The organism is Streptomyces sp. NPDC027672, assembly GCF_055566335.1.
On the sequence record NZ_JBVHSO010000003.1, the window covers coordinates 672,373 to 698,928 of the forward strand.

At 74.5% G+C, this 26,556-nt stretch carries 24 protein-coding genes; 8 read left to right on the forward strand and 16 right to left on the reverse strand.

Annotated features, from left to right (window positions below; all coding sequences use genetic code 11):
* Window positions 1-82: 82 nt before the first annotated feature.
* The 3 genes from ACZ4SV_RS11060 to ACZ4SV_RS11070 all read right to left on the reverse strand — a co-directional run bounded on the left by ACZ4SV_RS11060 (window position 83) and on the right by ACZ4SV_RS11070 (window position 2,368).
* Entirely contained in the window at window positions 83-691 is a 609-nt protein-coding gene (locus ACZ4SV_RS11060) for a DNA polymerase ligase N-terminal domain-containing protein (protein ID WP_468003302.1), read from the reverse strand.
* A gap of 121 nt (window positions 692-812) precedes the next feature.
* On the reverse strand, window positions 813-1,850 hold the full coding sequence (locus tag ACZ4SV_RS11065; protein ID WP_468003304.1) for an LLM class flavin-dependent oxidoreductase: 1,038 nt from the start codon (window positions 1,848-1,850) through the stop codon (window positions 813-815).
* A 140-nt stretch (window positions 1,851-1,990) separates the two neighbouring features.
* The gene (locus ACZ4SV_RS11070) at window positions 1,991-2,368 is read right to left on the reverse strand and encodes a VOC family protein (protein WP_468003307.1); all 378 of its coding nucleotides are present in this window, start codon (window positions 2,366-2,368) and stop codon (window positions 1,991-1,993) included.
* 325 nt (window positions 2,369-2,693) lie between these two features.
* Between ACZ4SV_RS11070 and ACZ4SV_RS11075 the strand changes: the two genes are divergently transcribed.
* Complete coding sequence (locus tag ACZ4SV_RS11075; protein WP_468003309.1) at window positions 2,694-5,093, forward strand: M4 family metallopeptidase; 2,400 nt, start codon at window positions 2,694-2,696, stop codon at window positions 5,091-5,093.
* A gap of 61 nt (window positions 5,094-5,154) precedes the next feature.
* Here ACZ4SV_RS11075 and ACZ4SV_RS11080 read toward each other — a convergent pair whose 3' ends face one another.
* The 3 genes from ACZ4SV_RS11080 to ACZ4SV_RS11090 all read right to left on the reverse strand — a co-directional run bounded on the left by ACZ4SV_RS11080 (window position 5,155) and on the right by ACZ4SV_RS11090 (window position 8,108).
* Window positions 5,155-6,354 carry a glycoside hydrolase family 64 protein gene (locus tag ACZ4SV_RS11080; protein WP_468003311.1) on the reverse strand — a complete coding sequence of 400 codons (1,200 nt, stop codon included), beginning with the start codon at window positions 6,352-6,354 and terminating at the stop codon, window positions 5,155-5,157.
* Between the two features lie 264 nt (window positions 6,355-6,618).
* Window positions 6,619-7,374, reverse strand: coding sequence for a dienelactone hydrolase family protein (locus ACZ4SV_RS11085; RefSeq protein ID WP_468003313.1), 756 nt, complete (start codon window positions 7,372-7,374; stop codon window positions 6,619-6,621).
* Between the two features lie 113 nt (window positions 7,375-7,487).
* Window positions 7,488-8,108 (reverse strand): L-threonylcarbamoyladenylate synthase, encoded by a 621-nt coding sequence (locus ACZ4SV_RS11090; protein WP_397942206.1) that lies wholly within the window; start codon window positions 8,106-8,108, stop codon window positions 7,488-7,490.
* A gap of 128 nt (window positions 8,109-8,236) precedes the next feature.
* Between ACZ4SV_RS11090 and ACZ4SV_RS11095 the strand changes: the two genes are divergently transcribed.
* Together ACZ4SV_RS11095 and ACZ4SV_RS11100 are read left to right on the forward strand one after the other, a co-directional pair.
* The gene (locus ACZ4SV_RS11095) at window positions 8,237-8,710 is read left to right on the forward strand and encodes a MarR family winged helix-turn-helix transcriptional regulator (protein WP_468003316.1); all 474 of its coding nucleotides are present in this window, start codon (window positions 8,237-8,239) and stop codon (window positions 8,708-8,710) included.
* Window positions 8,711-8,914: 204 nt separating this feature from the next.
* Entirely contained in the window at window positions 8,915-10,507 is a 1,593-nt protein-coding gene (locus ACZ4SV_RS11100) for an MFS transporter (protein WP_468003318.1), read from the forward strand.
* Window positions 10,508-10,840: 333 nt separating this feature from the next.
* Here the strand turns inward: ACZ4SV_RS11100 and ACZ4SV_RS11105 are convergent, their stop codons facing one another.
* Window positions 10,841-12,073, reverse strand: a complete 1,233-nt coding sequence (locus tag ACZ4SV_RS11105; RefSeq protein WP_365878357.1) for a cytochrome P450 family protein — start codon at window positions 12,071-12,073, stop codon at window positions 10,841-10,843.
* A gap of 120 nt (window positions 12,074-12,193) precedes the next feature.
* Window positions 12,194-13,309 (reverse strand): PP2C family protein-serine/threonine phosphatase, encoded by a 1,116-nt coding sequence (locus ACZ4SV_RS11110; protein ID WP_468003319.1) that lies wholly within the window; start codon window positions 13,307-13,309, stop codon window positions 12,194-12,196.
* Window positions 13,310-13,625: 316 nt separating this feature from the next.
* On the opposite strand from ACZ4SV_RS11110, the gene ACZ4SV_RS11115 reads away from it, so the two are divergent.
* Entirely contained in the window at window positions 13,626-14,534 is a 909-nt protein-coding gene (locus ACZ4SV_RS11115; RefSeq protein WP_468003321.1) for a GNAT family N-acetyltransferase, read from the forward strand.
* A gap of 132 nt (window positions 14,535-14,666) precedes the next feature.
* Here the strand turns inward: ACZ4SV_RS11115 and ACZ4SV_RS11120 are convergent, their stop codons facing one another.
* From ACZ4SV_RS11120 to ACZ4SV_RS11140, 5 genes are all read right to left on the reverse strand, one after another.
* A complete protein-coding gene (locus ACZ4SV_RS11120) occupies window positions 14,667-15,554 on the reverse strand; it encodes a Gfo/Idh/MocA family protein (RefSeq protein ID WP_468003323.1) in 888 nt (295 codons plus the stop codon).
* A gap of 54 nt (window positions 15,555-15,608) precedes the next feature.
* Entirely contained in the window at window positions 15,609-16,574 is a 966-nt protein-coding gene (gene tgmB / locus ACZ4SV_RS11125) for an ATP-grasp ribosomal peptide maturase (RefSeq protein WP_468003325.1), read from the reverse strand.
* A 17-nt stretch (window positions 16,575-16,591) separates the two neighbouring features.
* Window positions 16,592-16,783 carry a putative ATP-grasp-modified RiPP gene (gene tgmA / locus ACZ4SV_RS11130; protein WP_365883620.1) on the reverse strand — a complete coding sequence of 64 codons (192 nt, stop codon included), beginning with the start codon at window positions 16,781-16,783 and terminating at the stop codon, window positions 16,592-16,594.
* Window positions 16,784-16,892: 109 nt separating this feature from the next.
* Window positions 16,893-17,738: a fructosamine kinase family protein gene (locus tag ACZ4SV_RS11135; protein ID WP_468003406.1), complete on the reverse strand. Its 846-nt coding sequence runs from the start codon at window positions 17,736-17,738 to the stop codon at window positions 16,893-16,895.
* A 148-nt stretch (window positions 17,739-17,886) separates the two neighbouring features.
* Window positions 17,887-18,765 (reverse strand): SCO6745 family protein, encoded by an 879-nt coding sequence (locus tag ACZ4SV_RS11140; protein WP_468003328.1) that lies wholly within the window; start codon window positions 18,763-18,765, stop codon window positions 17,887-17,889.
* A gap of 305 nt (window positions 18,766-19,070) precedes the next feature.
* Here ACZ4SV_RS11140 and ACZ4SV_RS11145 point away from each other — a divergent pair, with 305 nt between their 5' ends.
* A complete protein-coding gene (locus ACZ4SV_RS11145) occupies window positions 19,071-19,778 on the forward strand; it encodes a hypothetical protein (protein WP_468003330.1) in 708 nt (235 codons plus the stop codon).
* An 806-nt stretch (window positions 19,779-20,584) separates the two neighbouring features.
* Window positions 20,585-21,265 (forward strand): class F sortase, encoded by a 681-nt coding sequence (locus ACZ4SV_RS11150; RefSeq protein WP_397942189.1) that lies wholly within the window; start codon window positions 20,585-20,587, stop codon window positions 21,263-21,265.
* Window positions 21,266-21,304: 39 nt separating this feature from the next.
* On the opposite strand, the gene ACZ4SV_RS11155 is transcribed toward ACZ4SV_RS11150, so the two are convergent.
* From ACZ4SV_RS11155 to ACZ4SV_RS11165, 3 genes are all read right to left on the reverse strand, one after another.
* Window positions 21,305-22,483, reverse strand: a complete 1,179-nt coding sequence (locus ACZ4SV_RS11155; protein ID WP_468003332.1) for a GDSL-type esterase/lipase family protein — start codon at window positions 22,481-22,483, stop codon at window positions 21,305-21,307.
* A 26-nt stretch (window positions 22,484-22,509) separates the two neighbouring features.
* The gene (locus tag ACZ4SV_RS11160; RefSeq protein WP_397942185.1) at window positions 22,510-23,082 is read right to left on the reverse strand and encodes a TetR/AcrR family transcriptional regulator; all 573 of its coding nucleotides are present in this window, start codon (window positions 23,080-23,082) and stop codon (window positions 22,510-22,512) included.
* A gap of 247 nt (window positions 23,083-23,329) precedes the next feature.
* Complete coding sequence (locus tag ACZ4SV_RS11165; protein WP_468003334.1) at window positions 23,330-23,680, reverse strand: winged helix-turn-helix transcriptional regulator; 351 nt, start codon at window positions 23,678-23,680, stop codon at window positions 23,330-23,332.
* 69 nt (window positions 23,681-23,749) lie between these two features.
* On the opposite strand from ACZ4SV_RS11165, the gene ACZ4SV_RS11170 reads away from it, so the two are divergent.
* Window positions 23,750-24,637: an NAD(P)-dependent oxidoreductase gene (locus tag ACZ4SV_RS11170; RefSeq protein ID WP_468003336.1), complete on the forward strand. Its 888-nt coding sequence runs from the start codon at window positions 23,750-23,752 to the stop codon at window positions 24,635-24,637.
* 957 nt (window positions 24,638-25,594) lie between these two features.
* Window positions 25,595-26,548 (forward strand): LysR family transcriptional regulator, encoded by a 954-nt coding sequence (locus tag ACZ4SV_RS11175; protein WP_468003338.1) that lies wholly within the window; start codon window positions 25,595-25,597, stop codon window positions 26,546-26,548.
* The last annotated feature ends 8 nt before the right edge of the window (window positions 26,549-26,556 follow it).

A 26,556-nucleotide genomic window follows, 5' to 3' on the forward strand; every position in this document is an offset into this window, starting at 1 on the left:
GCGACCCTAGAGGACCGGCGTGTGCGCCGGAGGCGGAATCCGCTGATCCGGATGCGTGGGGGCAGGGGGCCGCGCCACGGCGTCACCGGCGGCCGGTGCCGGCGGCGACCTGGGCCAGCGTGCGCCCGGTGCGCACCGAGCGGGCCCGCCGGGGATCGGGCGTGCCCCGCCCGGCCGGCCGCGCCGGTCCCTTGCGCACCAGCAGCCAGGCCTCGTCCTCGTCCGGGCCGCTCCGGAAGCGGGTGAGGGCGTACGCGCCGCGCAGCTTGCTGCCGTGCAGCCGGAAGGTGGCGTGCCCCTGCTCCAGGGACCGTGCGAAGTCCACCGGGCGGCCCCGGCGGTCGTGGCTGAGCGGCTCGTACGTCCCCCGGTCCCACACGATCACGGTGCCGCCGCCGTACTCGCCCTTGGGGATGACGCCCTCGAAGTCCTCGTACTCCAGCGGATGGTCCTCGGTCGGCACCGCCAGCCGTTTGTCCGCCGGGTCGGACGACGGGCCCCTGGGCACCGACCAGGACCTCAGCACGTCGCCGACCTGGAGCCGGAAGTCGAAGTGCATCCGGCGCGCGTCGTGGATCTGCACCACGAAACGCGGCGCGCCGCCGGGCCGGGACGCCTGTCCCGACGGTTCGCGGGTCCGCTCGAAGTCACGCTTGCCGCGGTACGTCCCAAGCCGGTCCTCCGCCGCCACGTGCGGCTCCTTCCGCCGTCCGCCTCACCCGCCCCGGGTACCCCGGCCCCGCCCGCTCAGCCCGCGGCACCGCCCGGCCCGGCCGCCGGGGAGCCGTGCCCCGGGCTCACCCGGGCGGGTGTCATCCGGCGGGCCGCCAGCCCAGCGCCGGACCCAGCTTCGTCGCCATGTCCGTCAGGATCTGCACGTAGTCCTCGTGCTCGAAGGAGAACGGCAGCGCGAACGCCACCTCGTCCACCTCGCGGAAGGCGGCGTGCGCGTGCAGCCGTCCGGCCAGTTCCGCCGACGTGCCCACCAGGTCCGGCGCGAACAGCAGCCGGGCCGGGCCCTGCGGAGCGGTCGTGCGGGGCAGCCGGTCGGCCGCGTACCGCGCGTACTTGGCGCGCTGGGCCGGGCTCGCGGAGTCGGTCGGGATCACCACCAGCCCCTGCGAGACCCGGGCCGCCTCCCCGTCCGGATGGCGGGCCCGGAACTCCCGGATGTGGGACGCCTGGATCGCGGCGAAGTCCGGCGGTCCGTCCGCGCCGTCACCGTCCTCCACCTTGACCACGCTGCTGGTCAGGAAGTTCATGCCGTGCTCACCCGCCCAGCGCGCCGACCGCAGGCTGCCGCCGCCGTACCACAGCCGCCGGCCGAGCCCGGGGGAGTGCGGCTGCACGACGTCGGAGAAGACCTCGAACCCGCGCGCCCCGCTGAAGCCGGTGGCGGGCTTGCCGCGCACCAGGTCCAGCAGCCGCCGTACCCGCTCGAAGCCGAAGTCCTCGGCGTCGGCCGTGTCCGGGTAGAGCGCGTCCTTGACCTGTTCGTAGTGCATCGGCGGTCCCACGCTGACGCCCGGGTTCAGCCGGCCGCCGGACAGCACGTCGACGGTCGCCCAGTCCTCGGCGAGCCGCAGCGGGTTCTCCCAGCCGAGCGGGGTCACCGCGGTGCCCAGTTGGATACGGCGGGTGCGCTGCGAGGCGGCGGCCAGGACGGCGACCGGTGAGGAGATGCCGTACTGCAGATGCCGGTGCCGGACCCAGGCGCTGTCGAAGCCCAGCCTCTCGCCCAGTTCGATGATCTCCAGCGTGGTCTCGTGGCCCCGCGCCGGGTCCGCCGCGTCGAACAGGCCGATGGTCAGGAAACCCAGCTTGCGCAGGGGACGGGAGACGGACGGCACGGGTCCTCCAGCGATCGGGTGTCGGCTCCGTCCCGATTCTCGCAGCCGAGTGTGACAACCGTGTGATCGGATACGGCGGGACCGTGCCGTGGTCCGTGCCGCGAGGGCCGCCGGGCAGCGGCGGCCGGCGGTGCCGCGCGTCAGCGGCCCAGGATGCGGCGCACCAGGTCCGGGGTCCACTCGACGTACTCGACCTCCGCTCCGTCGGCGTGGCGGGCGTAGAGGAACCGGCCCGTCGGGCCCGGGGTCAGGGGAGTGGTGACGGTGGCGCCGGCGGACCGCAGGCCCGTCTCCAGGGCGTCGAGGTCGTCGACCACCACGGTCGCGGAGGCGTGCGCGTACGTGGCGCGTTCCGCGGCCGGGCCCGCGATGACCAGGAAGTCGCCGATGGCGGCCAGTTCGACGGCGTGGAACCGCAGCCGCAGATCCGGCTCGCGGCCGGTGAGCCGCCGCAGCAGCGGCAGCGCGTGGTCGAGGTCGTCGCTCCACAGGCGCGCGTAGGTCTTCAGGATGTTCACGAGCAGGTCTCCCCTGTCTTCGGCGGTGTCTCGAAAACCGTAGGCGCATCACGTCTGACCTGGAAGAACGCACTTTTCGGTGACTGGGGAACCTTATGGAAACCGGCCCCGGCCGCCCGCCGTCGCGGCGATAGGGAAAACCCTCGATTGACCAGCCCTTGGGTGACATGGCTCGGTCAATGCTGTCATCCTCCCTGCGCACGCTGATCCACCCCACCGGTTCTCGGATCACGCGGCCCCGCACAGCTCAGCTCATCCGGGCAGCAGACCCCTCTGCCCGTCTGTCACCGGCCGCCGACCCGCGGCCGCAGCAGGAGGAGTACGAGTGAGACCCCACAGACCCCTTCCCCACAAGCGCGCCACGGTCGGCGCCGCCCTGCTCTCCACCGCGGCGTTCCTCGCCGTCGGCCTCCAGGCGGTCCCGGCGACCGCCGCGCCGGCCACTGCCCACCCCAGCCCGCTGCGCACCGGCGGTCTGGAGGCCAGGCTCAGCCCGGCCCAGCACCAGGCGCTGATCAAGAGCGCCCGGCAGCAGACCGCCGGCACGGCCCGCACCCTGGGCCTCGGCGCGCAGGAGAAGCTGGTCGTCAAGGACGTCGTGAAGGACAACGACGGCACCCTGCACACGCGGTACGAGCGGACGTACGCCGGTCTGCCCGTCCTCGGCGGCGACCTCGTCGTGCACACCCCGCCGGCCTCGCTGGCCAAGGGGACCGTGAGCACCACCTTCAACAGCAAGCGCACCATCAAGGTGGCCTCCACCACGGCGACCGTGAGCAAGGCCGCCGCCGCGACCAAGGCGCTCAAGGCCGCCAAGGCGCTGCACTCCGCGAAGTCCACCACGGACAGCGCCCGCAAGGTGATCTGGGCCGGGAACGGCACGCCGAAGCTGGCCTGGGAGACGGTGATCGGCGGCTTCCAGGACGACGGCACGCCCAGCAAGCTGCACGTCGTCACCGACGCCACCACCGGCAAGGAGCTGTACCGGTTCCAGGGCATCCAGACCGGCACCGGCAACACCCAGTACAGCGGCACCGTCAGCCTGAACACCACGCTGTCGGGTTCGACGTACCAGCTCACCGACGGCACGCGCGGCGGTCACAAGACGTACAACCTCAACCGGGCCACCTCCGGCACCGGCACCCTGCTGACCGACGCGGACGACGTCTGGGGTGACGGCACCGGCTCCAACACCCAGACCGCGGGCGCCGACGCCGCCTACGGCGCGGCGGAGACGTGGGACTTCTACAAGAACACCTTCGGGCGCAGCGGCATCCGCAACGACGGCGTCGCCGCCTACAGCCGCGTCCACTACAGCAGCGGGTACGTCAACGCCTTCTGGGACGACAGCTGCTTCTGCATGACCTACGGCGACGGCAGCGGCAACACCCACGCCCTGACCTCGCTGGACGTGGCCGGCCACGAGATGAGCCACGGCGTCACCTCCAACACCGCGGGCCTGGAGTACAGCGGCGAGTCGGGCGGCCTGAACGAGGCCACCTCCGACATCTTCGGCACCGGTGTGGAGTTCTACGCCAACAACTCCTCCGACGTCGGTGACTACCTCATCGGCGAGAAGATCGACATCAACGGCGACGGCACCCCGCTGCGCTACATGGACAAGCCGAGCAAGGACGGCGGCTCCAAGGACAGCTGGTACTCCGGCCTCGGCGGTCTGGACGTCCACTACTCGTCCGGCCCCGCGAACCACATGTTCTACCTGCTGTCCGAGGGCAGCGGCACCAAGGTCATCAACGGCGTGACGTACAACAGCCCGACCTCCGACGGCGTCGCCGTCGCCGGGATCGGCCGCGACGCCGCGCTGAAGATCTGGTACAAGGCGCTGACGACGTACATGACGTCCAGCACCAACTACGCCGGCGCCCGCACCGCCGCGCTGAACGCCGCCGCCGCGCTGTACGGCACCAACTCCACGCAGTACGCCGGAGTGGGCAACGCCTTCGCGGGCATCGCCGTCGGCAGCCACATCAACCCGCCGAGCAGCGGCGTGACGGTCACCAACCCGGGCAGCCAGTCCGCGACCGTCGGCACCGCGGTCAGCCTCCAGATCCAGGCGAGCAGCACCAACAGCGGCGCGCTGACCTACAGCGCCACCGGCCTGCCGACCGGTCTGTCGGTCAACGGCTCCACCGGTCTGATCTCCGGCACGCCCACCGCGGCGGGCACCTACAACACCACCGTCACGGTGAAGGACTCCACCGGCGCGACCGGCACGGCCACCTTCGCCTGGACGGTCGGCACCACCGGCGGCGGCTGCTCCGCGACGCAGCTGCTGAGCAACCCCGGCTTCGAGTCCGGCGCCACCGGCTGGACCTCGTCCAGCGGCGTCATCACCACCGACACCGGTGAGGCGGCCCACGGCGGCACCTACAAGGCGTGGCTCAACGGCTACGGCTCCACCCACACCGACACCCTGTCGCAGTCGGTGACGATCCCCGCGGGCTGCAAGGCGACCCTGACCTTCTACCTGCACATCGACACCGCGGAGACCGGCAGCACCGTGTACGACACGCTGACGGTGACCGCCGGTTCGAAGACCCTCGCCAGCTACTCGAACGCCAACGCGGCCTCCGGCTACAGCCAGAAGACCTTCGACCTGTCCTCGCTGGCGGGTTCCACGGTCACGCTGAAGTTCAACGGCGTGGAGGACGCCTCCCTGCAGACCAGCTTCGTCGTGGACGACACCGCCCTGACGACCGGCTGACCCGGCACCCGCCGACCAGCGGTCCCGCATCCCGTGCGCCGGGGTGCGGGACCGTGGCGTGTCAGCTCATCGGGTCCAGCGTCAGGTACGCCTGCTGCGGGCTGCCGTCGTGCACCAGCGACTCCTGGTTGCCGACGTCGTCGAAGGCGAACGCGTACGCCTTCCCGTCGGCCATCTGCTCGTGCACCGCGCGCGCGTACTGGTTGGTCACCGCGTCCTGGTAGAAGCCGGCCGTCGTGGTGTCCGGCTGGTTGGGGTTGACCAGCAGGGTCGACCGGTTGAAACCGGCGCACAGGGTGCGGGAGATGGGCCCGCGGACGGCGTCGTTCGGCGCGTCCAGCAGCTTGTGGCAGCCGAAGACGCTGGACGCGTCCGGCTTCTGGAAGCTGGTGACGACCGTGCCGGCGGAGTTGGTGAAGTTCATGACGTTGCCCGAGACCCGGCCGTAGTACTTGGTGCCCGGCTGGTCCGCGAACGGCGTGACGGTGAGCGTCGACGTCGTGTACTTCTGCCAGACCCGGTTGACGTAGTCGTCCAGCACGTTCGCCGGCAGGGCCCCGGTCTCCACGCCGTACAGCGGGGACAGCGCGCGCAGCACGGTGCCGTCGGAGCGGGTCTGCACCAGGCCCGCCCAGCCGCCCGGCCGGCCGCGCAGCGCGCTGAAGAACCCGTTCCAGCCGCCGGACTTCAGGTGCCCGGTGGTGCCGACGCTGCCGTCGGCCCGCTGCACCCCGACCGCGTACGGCGCGGAGAACATGTCCACCTGCGTGCTGTTGAGCCACAGCCCGGAGTCGTTGAGCGTGTACTCCGACCAGTTGAAGAGGATGTCCCGGTTGGGGTCGGAGGGGTTCTGCACGGCCGGCTGCACCAGGCCGCCGGTGGTGAGCCGGAAGTCCAGCTTCCGGCCGTAGGAGAAGTAGATCCGGCCGGAGAACTTCGGGATGCGGATCGTCTTGGACTGGCCGGCGGCCGGGCCGGGTATCGCCGCGTCCGGCGCGGGAGTCGGCGGGTTGCCGCCGGCCGGCCAGGCGTGGAAGGCGCCGCTCTCGTCGGCCCAGCCCTGGCGTCCCGAGGACAGCTGGGTGCCGAGGTCGTAGACGTAGACCGGCTCGGAGCGGCCCGAGTTGTTGGTGATCTTCAGGGGGATGGTGTCGGGGACGGCGGCGTCGGCCCGGCCCGGCGCGCCGAGCGCGAGCAGTCCGCCGAGCAGCGCCGTGGCGGCGGCCAGGGGCAGCGCGCCCCGGGTGAGTGTGTGCGGCAACTCTCCACCTCCGTGTGGGGTCGGGGTCGTCGTACGGAGTTGGTCCGTACCTGTTGAGAGCGCTCTCAGATTTCCCTCCGGGACGGGTGCATGTCAATGGCGCGGACAGGAATCGGCACGGCTGGGGCTGGGGCTGGGGCTGGGGCTGGGGCTGGGGCTGGGGGGCCGGGTCCGATCCGTGCCCGGTCCGGTCTGGCCCGGGTCTGGTCCGGGTTCGAGTCCGGGTCCGGCGCCCGCCGGTCGGCGGGCGCCGGCGCTCCAGTGTCAGAACGTGCGCTGGAGCAGGTCGAGCAGCGCGGTCCAGTGGCGCTCCGCGGCCTGCCGGTCGTAGGCCGGGGTGTCCTCCTGGGTGTAGCCGTGCCCGGCCCCGGCGTAGACCTCGCAGGTGTGCCGCACGCCGGCGTCGGACAGCGCCTCCTCGAAGCGGGCGATCTGCTCCGCGGGCAGCGACGGGTCGGCGTCGGCGTGCCCGAAGTACAGCTCCGCGGTGATGCGCGGGGCCTCCCGGTGCGGGCTGTCCGGGGCGTCGGTGGCCAGGGCCCCGCCGTGGAAGCCGGCCGCCGCCGCGACCCGGTCCGGGTAGGCGCCCGCGGTCCACAGCGCCAGCCGGGCGCCCATGCAGTAACCGGTCAGCGCGACCGGGCCGTCGGCCACCAGCGGGCTGTCGGCGAGCCAGTCCAGATAGGCGCCCGCGTCCCGCTTGGCCAGCTCCGGGGTGAGCCCGGCCAGCATCGGGCCCAGCCGCTCCCAGATGGTCGGGTCGGCGCCCGGGTCGATGAACTCGGGCAGGTCCACGACCGGGGCCCGGCCCAGCCGGTAGAACACGTTCGGCAGCAGCACGGTGTAGCCGGCCGCGGCCAGCCGGTCGGCCATCGCCTTCAAGTGCGGCCGCGGGCCGTAGGCGTCCTGGTAGAACAGCACGCCCGGGCGCGGACGGCCGTCGGCGGGACGGACGAGATAGGCGTCGGCGACGCCGTCCCCGGTCGGGATCTCGACGTCGTTTCCCTGGACCTCGGTCATGGTGGGCAGGTCCTCCCTCGGCGGAACGGGCGCCGGGAGCCGACGGCCCCCGGCGCCATGACGGCCACCATGCTGTCACGCAAGATCGACGCCGTGCCCGCGGTGCGCCGCCCTCACTCGAAGCGGCTCGGGTCTCCCGCGCCCCGCCGGACGATCTCCGCCTCGCCGCCGGAGAAGTCGACCACCGTCGTCGGCTCGGTGCCGCACTCGCCGGAATCGACCACCGCGTCCACCACGTGGTCGAGCCGGTCCTTGATCTCCCAGCCCTGGGTGAGCGGCTCCGCCTCGTCCGGCAGCAGCAGCGTGCTGGACAGCAGCGGCTCGCCCAGCTCCGCCAGCAGCGCCTGGGTGACCACATGGTCGGGGATGCGCACGCCCACGGTCTTCTTCTTCGGGTGCAGCAGCTTGCGCGGCACCTCGCGGGTGGCCGGGAGAATGAAGGTGTAGCTGCCGGGCGTGGACGCCTTCACGGCCCGGAAGACGTCGTTGTCCACCCGGACGAACTGGCCGAGCTGCGCGAAGTCCCGGCACATCAGGGTGAAGTGGTGCCGGTCGTCCAGCCGGCGGATAGCGCGGATCCGGTCCATGCCGTCCCGGCTGCCCAGCCGGCAGCCGAGCGCGTAACAGGAGTCGGTCGGATATGCGATGAGTGCTTCCGAGCGCACCGCGTCAGCGATCTGTGCGATGCTGCGCGGCTGCGGGTTGTCGGGGTGCACGTCGAAGTACTTCGCCACCCGTCGAGCTTATGCCGTCCCGGAGGCCGCTCGCGCACCCGCCCGCCCCGTGCCGCGGAAACCGGGCCGGATACCTATGAGGCCATACCTGTTTGACGTGGGTATGGCGTCATACCTATCCTGGGGTCATGCCCGGATCCAGTGCTCCCCAGCGGGACGTCGACAGCGTCGCCTCGGCGCTCGCCGGTGCCCTGCCCGCGCTGCACCGGGCCCTGGACCGGCGGGTCGCCCGCGACTTCGCCCCCCCCAAGCCGCCCGAGGGACACCTCGGCCTGCTGCGGTACGTCGCCGAGCACGAGGGCGCCACGGTCCGGGAGGCCGCCGGCGCCCTGCTGATGAAGCCCAACAACGTCAGCGCGCTGGTCTCCCAGCTCGCCGGGCAGGGCCTGCTGGAACGCCGGCCCGACAGCGCCGACCGGCGGGTCGTACGGCTGCACCTCATGCCCGTCGCCCGACGGCGCCTCGCCGAGGTGCACGCGCTCCAGGTCTCCCACCTCACCGAGGCCCTGCTGTCGCTGACCGAGGGCGAGCTGGACGCGCTCGGCTCCGCCCTGGGCGCGCTGGAGTCGCTGACGCGCGGGCTGCACCCGGCCGGGGACTGACCCCGCCGCCCGTACGTCCTGCGCGCCCTGCCGTCCGGGACGCCCGGGCGCGCCCGGGCGCGCCCGGTCATGCCGGCACGTCCGCCCATCCGGGCATGCACACGGGTATATCCGGCTATTCGCGCAGGTCCGGCCGTGCGGGTGCGCCCGCCTCCTGCCGCCTTCCGCATCCTTTTCCCACCCCGTACCAGACGAGGCTTCGCCATGCCGTCCACCTCCGTGGATCACTCCGCCGCGCCCGCGTCCCCCGCGGTGCCGGCCACCGCCGCCGCCCGGCGGCGCGCCAACCCCTGGCTCACCCTCAGCGCCGTCGCCTTCGGCCTGTTCATGGTGCAGCTCGACGGCTCCGTCGTCGCGATCGCCAACCCCGCGATCGGCCGCGAACTGCACGCTTCCACCGCCCAGTTGCAGTGGGTGACCAACGCCTACCTGCTGGCCCTGGCCGCCACCCTGATCCTCGGCGGCAAGCTGGGCGACCGGTTCGGCCGGCGCACCTTCTACCTCGCCGGTGTCGCCGGGTTCGCGCTGTCCTCCGTCGCCATCGGCCTGTCCGGGTCCATCACGGGCGTCGTCGCCTTCCGCGCGCTCCAGGGGATCTTCGGCGGCCTGCTGATGCCCAACACCCTCGGTCTGCTGCGGGCGGTGTTCCCGCCCCGCAAGTTCGGCATGGCCGTCGGCATCTGGGCGATGGTCTCAGCCGTGTCCACCGCCCTGGGTCCGATCGTCGGCGGCCTGCTGGTGGAGAACGTCAGCTGGGAGTCCGTCTTCTACATCAACCTGCCCATCGGCGTCCTCGCCTGTGCCTTCAGCGCGTTCGTGCTGCCCCGGTCCAGCAACTCGGACGGACGGCACCGTTTCGACATCACCGGCGTGGTCCTGCTCGCGCTCGGCCTGCTGAGCGTCGTCTTCGGCGTCGTCAAGGGCGAGACCTGGGGCTGGACGTCCGCCGGCACCTGGGGCGCGATCCTCGCCGGCCTGCTGCTGCTCGCCCTGTTCGGCCGCCACGAGACCCGCGTGGAGCATCCGCTGCTGCCTATGCGGCTCTTCCGCAGCCGCGCGCTGACGATCGGCACGGTCATCACCGCCCTGAACTTCTTCGTCATGCTGGGCGCGATCTTCTTCATCATGCTCTACCTGCAGAACGTGCGGGGCCTGACGCCGGTCCAGGCGGGCGTGCGCACCCTGCCGCTGAGCCTCGCCTCGCTCGTCGCCTCCCCGCTCGGCGCCGCCCTGACCGCACGGTTCGGCGCCCGCCTCTGCATGCCGCTCGGGATGCTGCTCCAGGGCGGGGCCTGCTTCGCCCTGCTGTCCTGGTCCGGCGACTCCTCGTACGCCACCATGTGGCCGCCGTTCGTCGCGCTCGGGCTCGGCGTCGGCATGGTGCTCTCCGCCTCGTCCGACGCGATCGTCGGCAACGCGCCGGTACGGGACGGTGGCGTGGCGGGCGGTCTGCAGGCCACCACGCTCCAGATCGGCGGCGCCCTCGGCACGTCGGTGCTGGTCTCCGTCATCAGCGCCCGCGTCGGCGCCACCCTGCGCGGCGAACTGACCGGCGCGGGTGTCCCGCAGGCGCTGGCCGGGAAGCTGGCCGAGGCGAAGGACGCGGTGGCCATGGGCGTCGCGCCGGTGTCCCCGGCCATGCCGGACACGCTCCGGGCGGCCGTGACCGAGGGCAGCTCCCGGGCCTTCATGAACGGCCTGCACGCCTCCGCGGTGGTCACCGGCGTGCTCTGCCTGCTGGGCGCGGCCCTCGCGGCAGCCGGAATGCGCGCCGGGACGAGCGCCGAGACCGAGTGAACGGGACGGCGGGGCGCCGGCCGCGCCGGGCGCGGCGGTTCGGGTCAGGTGAACGGGGCGGCCGTACGGCGGCGTGAGACCTGGGAGTGACCGGCTGTTCCCGGCCTCGCCGATGGCCGGCCCGTTCCGGGGGTGTGAGCCACGTCTCCCCGTCGTCCGGAAAGCGCCGGTCTACGTCCCGGATTCCGGGGCAAGTGAACACCGAGCCGCCCGGGGCCTCCCCCCGCCCCGGGCGTGGCATCTCCGCCGGCGTCCCATCCCCCCCGGGCCGCCGGCGGAGCCATGTCCGCGGCCGGGCGGCTTCCTTCCGGGACACCGCAGGGCCGCCCCCGCTCAGTTCCCCAGGCGGACCGGGATCTCCTGCCAGCCGTGGGCGATGAATGACGGCACATGGCGCAGTTCGCCGGGCGGGAGCGCCAGACGCAGGGCCGGGAAGCGGGCGAACAGGGCGGGCAGCGCGGTCAGGGCCTCCAGCCGGGCCAGCGGAGCGCCGATGCAGCGGTGCACGCCGACCCCGAAGGCCAGGTGGTCCTCGGTCGCCCGCGCCGCGTCGAACACGGCCGCGTCCGGGCCGTAGCGCGCCGGGTCCAGGTTCGCGGCGGCGTACGTCGTGAGGATCGCGTCCCCGGCCGGGATCGTCACGCCCGCGACCGTCAGCTCCTCCACCGCGAACCGCAGCGGCAGCGCGGCGACGGACGGGTGCACCCGCAGCGTCTCGTCGACCACCGCGCTCCAGTCCGTCTTCCCCGCCCGCACCGCCGCGAGCTGCGCCGGGTCCGACAGCAGGGCGACCACCGCGTTGCCGATCAGATTGACGGTGGTCTCGAACCCGGCGCCGACGATCAGCAGCAGCGTGTGCAGCAGCTCCTCGTCCGAGAGCCGGCTGCCGTCCTCGTCGCGCACCCGGATCAGCTCCGTGGTGATGTCGTCGCCCGGCAGGGCCCGCCGGTACGCGATCAGCGCGCCGAGCACCGAGCCGACGCGTGCGCGCACGGAGGCCGCGAACTCGGGGCTCGGATCGGAGGTGTCCATGAAGTCGGCGATGAGGCGGGCGGCGTCGGGCCGCAGCTCCTCCGGGACGCCGAGCAGGTCGCCGATCATCCGCACCGGCAGCGGATGCGCGAGCCCGTCGCGCAGGTCGACCACGCCGCCGCCGGCCCCCGCCGCCTCCAGCGCGTCCAGCAGCCCGGCCGTCAGCGCGGCCACCCGGGGCCGCATCGCCTCGGTGCGCCGGTGGGTGAAGCTGGGCGCCACCAGTCTGCGCAGCCGGGTGTGGTCGGCGCCGTAGGTGGAGAGCATGTTGACCACGCCCACCCAGTTCGCCATCCAGCCCCAGGCCGGATGGTCGCCCAGCCGCGGCCACAGCCGCCAGTGCCGGCGCGCGTCCTTGCTGACGCGGGGATCGAGGATGAGGGCCTTGAGGGTGTCGTAGCGGGTGGGGGCCCAGGCGGGGATGGAGCCGGGCAGTTCCACGGGCACGACGGGGCCGAGGGCGCGCAGCCGGGCGCTCTCCGCCGGGATGTCGGAGCCGAAGGGGTCGAGGGCGATGCGGTCGGTGACGGTCACGACTGTCTCCAGACTGGCCGGCCTTTCCTGAGGCGGTCCCGGCTCCCAGTACACCGCGTGACCGTCCGCCTGCATACGGTTGCCGTCCGATCTGGCCGGTAATCGTAGGGATTCGGCTTGTCACCGGGGGGCGGGCCGGCCGGAATCCGGCGTCAGCACCAGCATGGTGGCGTCGTCGCGGACCCGGTAACCCCGGCGCACCAGGTCCGCCCACACCGCCTCGGGCAGTCCGGCGGACGGGGTGCCGGCCAGCGCGGTCAGCCCGGTCACCAGCGGATAGAAGCCGCCGGTGGCGTCCCGCGCCTCCCACACGCCGTCCGACGCCAGGAACAGCCGGTCGCCGGGGCCGAGCGGCACGACGGTCCGCTGCGGCGGATCGACGCCGACGAGCCCGATGCCCAGCGGCGGACCGGGCGCGACCGCCACCTCCCGGGCCGGTCCCGCGCCCAGCAGCACGGGCGCCGGGTGCCCGCAGGCCACCACCCGCACCGCGGCCGTACCGGCGGCGAACTCCACCAGCAGGGCCGTGGCGAACAGCTCCGGGTGCCGGACGTCCGCCGAGTCCACCGCCAACCGGCGGTCCATCCGCGCCGCCACCGACTCCAGGTCCGGCTGGTCCAGGGCGGCCTCCCGGAACGCGCCCAGCAGCGACACCACCGTGGCGACCGCCGCCAGCCCGTGCCCCTGCACGTCCCCCAGCACCGCGCGCACCCCGTACGGCCCCGCCCGCACGTCGAAGAAGTCCCCGCCCACCAGCGTGCCGTCCTGCGCGGCCCGGTAGTACGTCGCGCACCCCACCCGCCCGACCCGGTCCGGCAGCGGCGGCAGCACGGCCCGCTGCACCGCCTCGCCGATCGCCCGCTCCGTGTCGAGCTGGGCGTCCCGGTGGCTGCGCACATAGGACACGAACACGCTCAGCGCGGCCACGAAGACGACGGTGAGCAGATCGGTGTCGCCCGGCCGGTTCAGATGCGTGGCCGGGATGTTCAGCACCGCGACCACGCCCGCCCCGAGGGCAGCGGTGGTCAGCGGGCCGTACGACAGGACGGCCAGCGGGGGGATCGCGCCCAGCAGGAACCCCAGGTCGCCCGCGTGCGGGGTGATCAGCGAGGCCGCGCCGACGCCCGCCAGCAGCAGGACGGGCAGCACGCGCACCCACCACGGCGGCGGCGCGCCCCGCAGCCAGCCGCGGCCCTCCCGGTCCCCGCGCGTCCACCGGACGCGCACCGATCCCACATGCCCAAGCTACGCCGCGGCCCGGCGCCCCGCGGAAAACCGGCCGCGCGCCCCGCGGAAGCCCGCGCCTCCCGGAAAACCGCCCGCACCCCGCGGAAGCCCGCGCCCCGTGTACGACCCGGCCGCGCCCCGCGGAAAACCGGTGGACGCCCGCCCGGCCGCCCGCCTAGCGTGGGCCGTCACGCCCGAGCCGTACGGAAAAAGGAGGCGAGTGTCATGCGAGCCAGCAGCCGGCGCTCCCCCCTCCCCGTGCCGCGGGCGTGTCACGTCTGAGCCGACCGGGAGCGTCATCCACGTACGCACCCCGGAGGAATCCTTGACCGGTCTGGTCATCCGCACGCTCGACGAGAGCAGTGCCCGTCTTTTCCACACCATGCCCGACCCGCTGACCCTGGGCGAGCGGCACCGGGACACCCGCTACCGCCCCGAGTGGCAGCGCGTCGCCCTGCGCGCGGGCCGCACCGTGGCGCGCGCCGCCTGGTGGGGCCGGCCCGAGGACCCCGAACCGCTGCTCGTCAACTGGTTCGACGTCGCCGAGGGCGAGGAGGAGGCGGGCGCCGCACTGCTGCGGACCGCTCCCTGGCAGGTCCCCGAGCTGGAACTCGACCTGCCCGGCGGCTGGCGGGACGACCCGCGCCTGCGGGCCGCGGCCGGCACCCGTGCCGCTGCCGCGGGCCGGGCCGGCTACGCACCCCTGGTGGAGCGCTTCCTCTACCGCTGGACCCCGGACCGGGGCCTGCCCGAGCGGCCCGGACGGCTCGTCTGCACCGCCGAACCCGACGACCGGGTCTTCCACGACATCCTGCGCCGCATCCACTCCGTCACCCTGGACGCGCACGCCCGCCGGGCCATCGAGGAGGGCGGTGTGGACCTGGCGGCCCGGCGGGAACTGGACGTCTTCCGCTGGTTCCCGTCACCCCGGGACTGGTGGCGGCTGGCCCGCACCCCGGCGGGCGAGCCGGTCGGCATCCACATCCCGGCCCGCAACCCGGCCGGGCCGTGCGTCGGCTTCATCGGCGTGGTGCCCGAACAGCGCGGCCACGGCTACGCCTACGACCTGCTCGCCGAGTGCACCCACTTCCTGGCCGGCCAGGGCGCCGCATTCATCGCCGCCGCCACCGACCAGGGCAACTTCCCGATGGCCGCGCACTTCGCCAAGGCCGGCTATCCGGTCGTACGCGAACGCGTCGCCTACTGGACCGACGCCGGGGCCGGCGCGGAGTGAGGCGCTGACGGCACCGGCTGCACGGTGACCGGAGCGGGCCGGGAGAGGGGCCGCGCAGCCCGCAGCCCGCAGCCCGCAGCCCGCAGCCCTAACCGGGGACCGGGGCCGCGCCGCCCGGCGGCGGGGGGCCGGCTACTCCCGGGCGTCCGACAGCCGGGCCTCCGCCGCGGCCAGGATCTCGGTGACCCGGAGGCCGAACGCGGCGTCGCAGGCGTGCGGGCGGCCCGTGCGCGCCGCCCGCGCCAGCGCGTCCGCGGCGCGCGCCAGCGCGGACACCGCCCCCTCGGAACTCCCGGGCATGACCGACACGCCCGCCTCGCCCCGGAGTTCCACCTCGGCCCCGGCCGCCGCCGGCGGAGCCGTCAGGCTCAGCGTGAGCGTGCTCGACGCCCCGGTGGTGTGGTCGAGCACCAGGTGGACGGTGTCCGCCGGACCGTGCGCCGCCGCCGCGACCCGCCGTACGTCGCCGAGGACCGGCAGCAGGACCGACAGGGCGTGCGGTCCCACGTCCCACAGCGCGCCCTTCTCCCGCCGCCACGGTGAGGCCGCGAACGGGCTGTCGCTGGTGAACACCGCGCCCAGCCACTGCGCCCGCGCGGTGAACCAGCCCGCCACGGCGGCCTTTTCCTCGATCCAGGCGTCCGGCTCATGCTGGAACCGCGTGGTGAAGAACACCACCGACGCCACCCCGGCCCGCTCCACCGCCTCCACCACGGCCCGCCCCTCGGCGGCCGTCACCGCCAGCGGCTTGTCCAGCAGCAGATGACGGCCCGCGCCGGCCGCCCGCACCGCCAACTCGGCCTGCACGGACGGCGGCAGGGCCACCGCGACCGCGTCCACGTCGGCCAGCAGCGCGTCCACGTCCGCGTACGGCGTGACGTCGTACCGCTCCGCCAGCGCCGTGGCCGCCTCCGGACGGCGCCCCCACACCCCGGCGAACTCCAGGCCGGGGTGCCCGGCGAGAGCGGGAGCGTATGTCGCCCGCGCCCACGGACCCGTCCCCAGCAGTCCGATCCGCATGTCGTGTTCCTTTCTCCGAGCCGCTCCCCGCACTTTCACTACGGTGCGCCTTGATCACCCTGCCCACACCTCGCGGTCCGAGTCCCCGGGCCCGGCGAGCCACGCGGCGATGGTCGCGGCGATCGGCTGGCCGGTGTCCATCTCGACGAAGCCGAACTGGCCGGACTGGTTGCACTCCAGGAACCACCAGTTGCCGTCGGCGTCCTCGGCGAAGTCGAAGGCGCCGTACGCCAGTTCCGCCGCCGCCAGGTAGCGCAGCACGCCCTCGGCGACGCGCGGGGGCACGTCCGCGGGCAGCCAGGGAGAGGCCGACGGGGCGAAACGGACGTCCACGTCGTCCGGGTGGGCGTCCGGGTCGGCGGGCTTGCGCGCGGCCAGCAGCGTGCCGCCCACGGCGGTCAGCCGGAGGTCGGCCCGCTTGGCGATGCGCTGTTGCAGCAGGGTCGGGCCGAAGGCCACCGCGGTGAAGTCGGCGTCCGGCGCGACCCGGCTGGTCGGCACGGCCCGCGGCGGCTCCTGCGGATGCGCGCCGGAGACCGGCTTGACCACCAGGTCCGGGAAGCGCGCCGCGAACTCCCGCGCCGCCTGCGGGAACGTCGTGATGAGGGTGGCCGGCACCTCGAGGCCGCAGCGCTGGGCCAGCCCGAGCTGCCAGGGCTTGTGCCGGGCGCGCCGGGCGGCGTCCGGGTGGTTCATCCAGCGGGCGTCGGTGCACCGCAGCATGCCGTACAGCGCCTGCGCGGACTCCTCCGTCAGCCAGGCGGACGGCTGGGCGGCGCGGGCGGCCGGGACTCCCGGTCTGCGCACCCAGACGGAGCGCAGACCGTCCATGCTCACCAGGCGTCCGCCGACGGACAACTGCCCGCGGCGGACGCCCCGCACGTACTCGCCCGACAGCGCGACCCCGTGGGTGAGATCGGCGGGGTCGAGCCGGACGACGGGCACGCCGGCCTCGCCCAGCCGGAGGACCACCATGTCCGCCGTCACGTCTTCCTCGCTGGTCAGGATGAGCACGGTCATCTGTGGAGGTCCGCGCTTCAGTCGTCGAAGTGGGTCTTGGAACCGGCGGTCGAGGTGGTGGTGCCGAGCGCTCTCAGGGTCGCGTGGTCGGTGGCGGCGATCCGCCCGTCCGGGAGGACGTTCAACTGCAGTCCGGAGTCGTACACGTACGGTGTGGTGACGTCCAACTGCACAGCGGGGCGCGCGTAGTTGAGCGTGAACGGTTGCATGGTCTCTCCCTGATTAGGCTTTCACGTCCTTATACGAATCGAACGGGTGATTGGTTTCCTTACTCTCCGTGAGCACGGCTCGGGATGATGCCGCGGTGCCCGTGGAGTCCTACTGTGCGAGCGCGCCCCGCGCCGCCGCCAGCGCCTGTTCGGCGTACCCGCGTCCGAACAGCACCGCGTGCACCAGCAGCGGGAAGAGCTGGTGCAGGCCCACCCGCCGCTGCCAGCCGTCGGCCAGGGGCGCCGTTCGCCGGTAACCGTCGAATACCCGCTCCAGATGAGGACAGCCGAACAGGCTCAGCATCGCCAGGTCGGTCTCCCGGTGTCCGCCGTGCGCGGCCGGGTCGATGAGCCGGACCTCGCCGTCCGCCCCCCACAGCACATTGCCGTTCCACAGATCGCCGTGCAGCCGGGCGGGCGGCTCGGCCGGGCCCGCCAGCTCCGGCAGCCGGGCGCAGACCCGTTCGAACACGGCCGCCTCGCCCGGGCGGAGCGTGCCCCGGTCGACCGCCCCGCGCACATACGGCAGCACCCGGTGCTCCGCATACCAGCGGGGCCAGTCGGTGCCCGGCGCGGTGCGCAGGTTGCGCAGGGGAGCGCGGCCGATGAAGGCGTCCTCGGGCCCGCCGGGCGGCGGCGCGCCGAAGTGCGGCGCGCCGGCCGCGTGCAGCGCGGCCAGGGCCTGGCCGAAACGCAGCGCCGCCCCGGGGCTCGGGGACCCGGCCGGCACCCGCTCGGTCACCATCCAGTGCGCGTCGTGCCCGAGCACCGCCGGCACCCGGACCGCCTCCGCGGCGGCCAGCCAGCGCAGCCCGGCCACCTCGGCGCGCACCGCGCCCGGACCGTCGCCGCGCTTGACCATCACCGCGGTGCCGTCGTCCAGCAGGACTTCGGCGGGCGAGCCCGACGCCGGCCGGGCCCCGGTGACAGGACGCCCGGTGAGCCGGGCCGCCACCTGCCCCGCATCCTCTTCTGCGTTGACCACGGCCCCAGGGTACGGCTCCGAACCAGGGCTCCTCGCCGGGTGGTTCAACGAAAGATACGACTGATTCCGGACGAAACCCGGGCCCCGGCCCGGTACGGCCGTGGCCCGGCGGGCGCCCTCAGCGCCCGGCGGATTCCGTGTTCCGGCTCAGTCCCACCGGATTCCCGGGCGGCAGCAGACCGGACTCCTCCACCGCGCGGGCCAGCGGCTCCAGCAGCGCGGCCAGACGGCCGGCGCGCTCCGCGCCCAGCACGGTCCACGGCCGCTCGGCCGCCGCGTCGGTCAGCGCCTCGGCCTCCGCGCGCAGCGCCGCGCCCGCCGGCGTGAGCGAACCGTCCGCCGCGAGCCGCCCGTCCGCCCGCAGCCGCGCCACGGCCGCCGCCCAGTCCGGCTCCGGCCACTTCCGGGACTCGCGCAGGAAGTCCTCGTCGGACTCGCCGGCCGCCGCCTTGAGCAGCATCGCCTCGACGGGCCCGAGACCCAGGGTGACCAGGGCCGCCATATGGGAGTCGCCCCGGTGCTCGCGCAGGGTCGTCAGCGCCTGCCAGAGCCGGGCGGCCGGGCGGTCCGGACGTGGCAGCGCCTGGTTCGCGGCGCCCAGCATCCTGCCCGTGGTGTCCGCCGCGGCGGCCGCCTCCCAGGCCAGGTCGGCGGCCTCCGTGAACGCGGCGGTGCCGGTGGTGTCCGCCCCGAGCAGCCGGGTCAGCGCCGCGTCCATCGCCTCCAGCCGGGCCGCCACCACGTCCTCGGGGGACGCGTACGACCAGGCGTCCGGCAGCGCCCGGGCCACGCGCGAGGGGTGGAAGACGTAGAAGCAGCTCGTCACCACGGACGGCGGCACCGGGCCGAGCGGGGCGGCGCGCAGCGCGAAGTAGCCCATCCAGTACCCGCGCATCCCGAGCGAGTCCGCCGCCTGGTGCGCCTCCGGTGCGAAGTACACGAGGTCGTGCACCGGCTCGTACCGCTCCCACAGGGCCCGGGCCATCGCGTCCGCCACTGTTTCCTCCCGCCGCCTCGTCCTGCCGTGCTGTGGGCACCAGCCTGCTTTATGACGGCGGTCATAACAAGGGGGCCGGGCCGTCCGGCGCTCCGCTCACGGCGCAGGCGTACGGCCGCGGCGGCGACTGGCCCGGACGAGGGGCTCACGAGCGGGCGCGCTGGGGCAGACGGGTGGCGTGCTGACACGGCTGGACGGCCCGGATGGTGGGAGCCGGTGGCCTCGCTGACGGTGGTTCATGTCGAGACCGGGTCCTTCCAGCTGATGCGGTATCCGCTGCCCGGTCACGGCGGAAGGACATCACTATGCGCTCTGCCCGCATGCTCCTGGCGACGGCGGCCGTCACGGCCGCCCTCGGCTTCGCGACGCCCGGGGCCGCGTTCGCCGTTCCGGCCGGTCATGTCAGCGATCGTGACGACTCCTCGTACAGCAAGGAGCACGACAGCGACTCCGGCCGTGACAGCGACGACGGCTCCGGCAGCGACAGCGGCAACAACGACGACAGCGACCGCGGCAACAAGAGCGGTGGCGGCTCCGGCGACGAGGACAGCGACCGCGGCAACAAGGGCGACAACGACGACAGCGACCGCGGCAACAAGCGCGGCGGCGGCTCCGGCGACGACGAAGACAGCGACGACGATCAGGGCAACAAGCGCGGCGGCGGTGGCGAGCACGACGGCCCGCGCGGCGGCGTGCACACGGGCGGCGGCGCACTCGCGGCGGTGCGCGGCGGCTGGGGCTCGGGTGAGGACAGCGGGTCCGACTCCGAGGGCTACCGCGGCAAGGGCGGCGGGGACGACGGCGGCGAGGAGAAGGGAGAGAAGGGCGGCGGCAAGGGCGGCAAGAGCGAGTGGGGCGACGACGAGCACGACAAGCCGCGCGGTGGCATGCACACCGGCGGCGGCGCGCTCGCCTCGCCCGGTGTCACCGCGGGCGGTCTCGCCGTGCTGGGCGTAGCCGCCACCGGCGCGTACGCGCTGCGTCGCAAGAAGGCCGCCACACCGGCGTCGTGACGGCCGCAGGGCGCCAGGGGCTGCGGACACCGCCGGCGCACCACAGGTGCCGGCGGCCCGCGCCCCCTGCGCCGCCCCGGCCGCCCGACCCCGGCCCCGGGCCGAGACGAGGACTCCCCGTGCCGCGCGCACCCCGCCGCTCCGGGCACGGGGCTCCGGGGACTCCCGGCTCCGGGCCCTCGCGGACGCCGGTCCGGCTCCGCGGCTTCCCGTGCCATGCCCCGGTTGCCACTCGGGGCTTCGGGCTTGCGGCTTCCGCGCCCCGCTCAGGTCACCGCTGCGGGCTCCGAGCCCAGGCGGCGGCTCCCCCCGCCGCGCTCAGCCTGCGCGTTCCCGGGCCCCGGCCGCGGGCTTCCGGCTCCGGGCTGCCGCTCGGCGTCGCCGGCAGGTTGTCGCCTGCCCGCGCCGCGTCCCGGCTGCCGCTCCGGACGCCGGCCCCACCCGGCGCCGTGCTCGGGCCGCTCCTGTCTGGCCGTGCCCAGGCGGCTGTTCCGGGCTTCGGGTTCCGGGTTCGGTGCTCCGGGTTTCGCTGAGTGCCCGGGCCGCCCCGCCCGTGCGCGAGAAGCCGTCGCCCGCCGTGCCACGCCCGGGCCGTCACGCCGCGCGCCGCGAGAAGGCCGCCGTGCCTGCCGTATCCCGCCCAGGCCATCGATCCCTCTGTCCCGGCACCGGCTTTCCGCCAAGGTCACACCCGGCCCGGCTCCTCCCTCCTGGTCCCCGTGCCGCCCTTCCGCCACCCGTCTCTCCCACCCGTCCCCTCCCCGCCCCGATCCCCGCGCTGCCGTACCCGAGTGAGGTGGTGTCCGATGGCAGCAGAATCCTCCTCGACCTCCGTGGCGCCGGTACCGGCGCCGGACGACCGGCAGCCCGCTGCCGGCGGGCGGCTGACGCTGTGGGGCGTGGCGGTGGCCTTCTTCGCCGTCAGCCTGTTCGGCGGCCACCACCACCCGGACGACGCGTCCGGGCCGCCCAGGCCGCCGGGCGCAGGCTCCGGCGCCGCCGTGTCGGCCGGTCCCCGGCAGCCCGGCGAGGCACTGCCCCGGTCCGCGCCGACCCGCCTGCGCATCCCGAAGATCTCCGTGGACGCGCCCTTCACCACGCTGACCCTGGCCGACTCGGGCCAGCTCCAGCCTCCGCCCGCGGCCGACACCAACCTCGTCGGCTGGTACTCCGGAGGCGTCTCGCCCGGCGAGAAGGGCACCGCGATCATCGCCGGGCACGTCGACACGGCGACCTCGGCGGCCGTCTTCGCCTACCTGGACCGGCTGGAGCCCGGTGACCGGTTCTCCGTGGAGCGGGCCGACGGGCGCACCGCGGACTTCGTCGTGGACGACGCCGACACCTTCGCGAAGGACGACTTCCCCAGCGAGCGGGTGTACGCGGACGCCGACCGCCCCGAGGTCCGGCTCATCACCTGCGCCGGGGACTACGACCACACGGTGCGGGACTACACCGACAACCTGGTCGTCTTCGCCCACCTGGAGTGAGCCGCCCGCCCGGTCGGCCGGCGCGGTCGGCCGGTCCGGTCAGTGGGCGCGGTCAGCCGGCGCGGGCGCGAAGGGGCCGCCCGGGGCGAACGCCAGCTGCGCGAACCGTTCGCCGATCCGGCGGTGGCCGGCGGTGTCCGGGTGGAGGCCGTCGGGCAGCGGCAGTTCGGCGAAGTCGGCCTCGCCGTACAGGTCCCGGCCGTCGAGGTAGTGCAGGGCCGGGTCGTAAGCCGCCCGTTCGCGCACGATCCGGGCCAGCTCCTCCCGGACGGCCTCCAGCGTGAGTTTCCCGGCCGCCCGCTCGGCGGGATCGCCGGCGGCCCGGAAGGCCACGCGCCCCTCGCCGAGCGCCGACAGGTCCATGAGGGTCGGCCCGGGGGTGTCCTCGTGCATCGGGCACAGGACCGGCGAGACGACGAGCAGCGGGACGTCGGGGTGGCCCTCGCGGATGGTGTCGAGGAAGCCGTGCACGGCCGGCCCGAAGGCACGCAGCCGCATCAGGTCGGTGTTGACCACGTTGAGGCCCAGCTTGACGCTGACCAGGTCGGCGGGCGTGTCGCGGAGCGCCCGGGCGGTGAACGGGTCGAGCAGCGCGCCGCCGCCCAGCCCGAGGTTGATCAGTTCCGCTCCGCCCAGGAACGCGGCGAGCGCGGGCCAGGTGGCGGTGGGGCTCACCGCGTCGGAACCGTGGCTGAGCGAACTGCCGTGGTGCAGCCACACCCGGCGGCCCGTCGCCGGTACGGGCTCGACGGGGGCGTCGGCGCGCAGCGCGACGAGTTCCGTCGTCTCGTTGTGCGGCAGCCAGATCTCCACGTCCTTGACGGTGTCCGGCAGCCCGGCGAAGCGCACGGTGCCGACCGGGCCGGGCCGGTGCTCGACGGTGCCGGTGGCCAGGTCGACGGTGAGGGTGTCGCCCTCGGTCAGGCGGGCGCTGCCGGCCGGGCGGCCGTCCACCACCAGGTCGTACAGACCGTCCGGGCGCGGCGGTGTGCCGGGGTAGACGCGCTTGGTCGGCAGGGTGTCCAGCTCGACGGCGGTGGCGCGGGTGCGCAAGGCCAGCCGTACGCCGGAGGGCTGGGACTCCGCCATGCTCAGCTGCGGGTCGGTGTTCTGGGCGCGGGCCCGGGCGGGCAGCCGGTGCGGCAGCAGGCCGCGCGCGGTGCGCTCCAGGTCGAGGGCGCCGCGGAGCAGGTCGGCGGTGAGGGGGATGGTGTGCATGGTGTCTGCCTGCGGTTCTCGGGAGGTCAGGGGCGGGCGGGCCAGGTGCGCAGCAGGGAGTCGAGGGCGTCCAGGATCCGTGTCCACGACTCCTCGGAAGCGGGCGCGCTGTGGCTGAAGCCGCCGGCCGCCTCCAGGCTGAGGTAGCCGTGGAAGACGCTGCCGAGGAGGCGTACGGCGTGGGTCTGGTCCGGCTCGGACAGGTCGTAGCCGCGCAGGACGGCCCGGGTCAGCTGCGCGATGCGGACGCCGGCGCTGCCGGCCGCCGTCGCGGAGTCCAGCGGGTGGCGGGCCGCGGCGTAGCGGCCGGGGTGGGCCTGGGCGTACTCCCGGTAGACCTGCGCGAACGCGGCGAGGGCGTCCTTGCCGGACCGGCCCGCGAGCGCCTCGGCGGCCCGGCCGGCCAGCTCCTCCAGCGCGAGCAGCGCGATCCGCGTCTTCAGGTCCTGGGAGTTGCGCAGGTGCGAGTACAGGCTCGCGGCCTTGACGTCGAACCGCCGGGCCAGCGCGGAGACCGTCACCTGGTCGAAGCCGACCTCGTCGGCCAGTTCCGCCCCGGCCTGGACCAGGCGTTCGGTGGTCAGTCCGGCACGCGCCATCGTCGTTTCCCCTCTCGTCCAAGAGGAGTATGCGACTTCCTATAGGTTTTAGGCAAACGCCATAAAGGTTTAGGGACAGTCTGCCGTGGAGGCTCAGGGGCAGCCTCCGGTGGCATCGCGGACGGCCGGCGGGGGTCCGACACCCACTTTTTTGTGGGTACTTGGCAGCCCGCATCCGCCCGGGAGAGGCTGTTTCACGAGGTCAGGGGCTGCCGGAGCACGAACAGGAGGTGACCGCCGCGGCGCGTCAGGACGCCGCTCCGCTCGCGCGGAGCAGGTCCAGACGGCGGTGGCCCCACTCGGCCAGGGGACCCAGCGCCCCGGCCAGCTCACGGCCGAACGCGGTCAGCGAGTACACGGTCTTCGGCGGCAGCACCTCGTGCACCTCCCGGTGCACCAGGCCGTCCTGTTCCATCTCGCGCAGCGCCTGGGTCAGCACCTTCTCGCTCAACCCGGCCAGGCTGCGCCGCAGTTCGCCGGGCCGGTGCGGGCCGGACTCCAGCAGCCACAACAGGGACGTCTTCCACTTGCCGTCGATCACGGCGATCGCGGCGGTCACTCCGCAGACGTTCGGGTCCTGGGCACGGCTGCGCGTCATCGGCTTCCTCTTCACATCATCACGGCCGATCCGGCCGTCAGCACACTTCACACGTACGGGAGTTGCAACATGTCCACCACCACGGATCTTCCTGCCGTCACCGCGCTCGGACTCGGCCCCATGGGCCGCTCGTTGGCCGGTGCCTTCCTCGGCGCGGGCCTGCGGACCACGGTCTGGAACCGCACACCCGGCAGGGACCGGGAACTGACCGAGCGGGGCGCGCACGGAGCCGCGACGGCCGAAGAGGCCGTCGCCGCCTCGGACTTGACCGTCGTCTGCGTGGTCAACCACCACGCCGTCGACGCGATCCTGCGCCGTGACGACGTCGCCCGCGCACTGGCGGGCCGTACCGTCGTCAGTCTGACCGCGGACACCCCGGAACGCGCCCGGGACACCGCCCGGTGGGCGGCGGCGCACGGCATCGGCTATCTGGACGGCGCGATCATGACGCCGGCCCCCAGCATCGGCACACCGGAGGCCGTGTTCCTGCACAGCGGTCCGCGCGACCTCTACGACCGGCACCGGCCGGTGCTGGAACTGCTCGGCGGGACACACACCCACCTGGGCGAGGAGATCGGCCGCGCCGCCACCTTCGACCTCGCGCTGCTCGACCTCTTCTGGACCGCGATGGCGGGCTACGCCCACGCCGTGGCGATCGCCCGGGCGGAGGGCGTCACCGCCGGGGAACTGGCACCCTTCGCCCAGGGCATCGCCGCGATCCTGCCGCCGCTGTTCGAGGAGTTCGCGCGGGACACCGACAGCGGCACCTACTCCGGTGAGATCAACCCCATCACCTCGGCCGCCTCCACCATGGCCCACGTCGTCGACGTATCCGAGTCCCACGGCATCGACGCGGGCGTGATGCGGTCGGTGGAGGGCCTGGCCCGCCGCGTCATCGGCCTCGGCCACGGCACGGACGGGTTCATGCGGGTGGTGGAGATACTGGGACGCGGCTGAGCCGGGGGGTGCGGGGAGCGATGCTGCTCGCTCGCCGCGCCCTCCGACTTCGACGCCGCACCGCCCGCGTCCCGCACGCAGCCGACACCGCCCCGCGCCCGGCACGCAGTCGGCACCGGCCCGCGCCCGGCACGCAACTGGCACCGCCCCGCACACAGCTCGTCCCGCACGCGCCCGCGCACGTCCCGCGCGTCCTTCCGCTCGCTCCACGCTCCCTTCTGCTCGTCCCGCGCGCGCCTCTGCGCGTCTCGCAGCGCCCGCGTGTGTCTCACAGCGCGTCCTTCCGCTCGCCCCGCAGCGCCTGCGCGCGTCTCGCAGCGTCCTTCCGCTCGCCCCGCAGCGCCCGCGTGCGTCTCGCAGCGCGTCCTTCCGCTTGCCCCGCATCGCCTGCGCGCGTCCCGCACGCCCCTTCGCGCGCCCCACGCCCCTCCGCTCGTCCCGCATGCGCCCCGCCAGGCCGTGCCCTCCGCGCCCACGCCATCAAGACCGGCGCGCTGTCCCGCACGCGCCCGGCCGCGCCGTACCCGCGAAGGGCGGGGGCGCCGGCATATGGGCCGGTCCCGTACGCGCCGTACCCCCGAACAGCGGGGGCACCGGCCCATGGACCGGTCCCGTACGCGCCATACCCCCGAACAGCGGGGGCGCCGGCACATGGCCCGGTCCCGCACCCGCCCAGCCGGGCGCGTGCCCTGGCGGACCTGCGACTTGTGCCGTGCGGGACGCCGTGGAACGCTTCGGTCCGCCGGTCGCGGCCACGGCCGGCGCGGGCGGTGCCCGCCGTACCGGTGGAACCGGCGCCGCGCCGGGCCCGCCCGGCACCGGACCGGGACGCCGGACGGGCCCTGGGAACGGGTGACGGCCCGGGAAGGAGCGCGGCCCCGGGGACGAGCGGTGCCGTAGGACCGGGCGGTGCCGTGGGACCGGGGCGGCGCCGCAGGAGCGAGCGGGAGTGGACCGATGGAGCTGGAGCTGCGGCATCTGCGGGTGCTGTGCGCGATCGCCGACGCGGGCGGTGTCGGCCGCGCCGCCGCTCAGCTGGGCTACTCGCAGCCCGCCGTGAGCACCCAGCTCCGCCGCATCGAACGCCATTTCGGCGAGCCGCTCTTCGAGCGCGGGCCGAGCGGCGTGCGGCCCACCCGGTACGGTGCCGAGGTCGTCGAGCAGGCCCGGGACGTCCTCGCGCGGGCCGCCGCGATCGGGCACCGCCCGGCCGCCGCGCGCTCGCGCCGTACCCTGCGGCTGGCCGCGACCAACTCGCCCGTGCTGTCCGGCACCCTCTCCCGGGTCCGCGCCCGCCTGCCGGAGCTGACGGTGGCGGTCACCAGCGTCTACGCCTCCTCGCGGATCGTGGAACTGCTGGAGGAGGGCGCGGTGGACGCGGCCATCGCCGCCGACTACCCGGGCAAGGAGCTGCGGCACTCGGCCGCCGTACGGCACCGCGGGATCGTGACCGAGCCCACCTTCGTCGCCCTGCCCGCCCGGCACCGGCTGCGGCAGAGCCCGCAGGTGCAGCTCGCCGACCTCGCCGAGGACGCTTGGTTCGTGACCCCGGACGACGGTGCCGGCTGGCCGGGCGTGTTCTACGACGCCTGCGCGGCGGCCGGGTTCGCGCCGCGCACCGTGCACGAGTGGCTCGGCGACCAGACCCAGTTGCAGAGCATGATCGCCGACGGTCTCGGGGTGTCCCTCGTGCAGCCGACGCTGCGGCCGACCCCGCACGTCGTGGTCAAGCCACTGGCGGGCTCCCCGCTGTGGTGCCGCTATGTGCTGGCCTGGCGGCCGGACACCGTCGCCGACGACCTCGTGGAGACGGTGGTGCGGTCCGCCACGGACGCCTACCGCGACCTCGTCGCGCAGGCCCCGCACCTGCGCACCTGGGCCTCGCGGACCTGGAGCGCCGCCGGGACGTAGCACGGCCG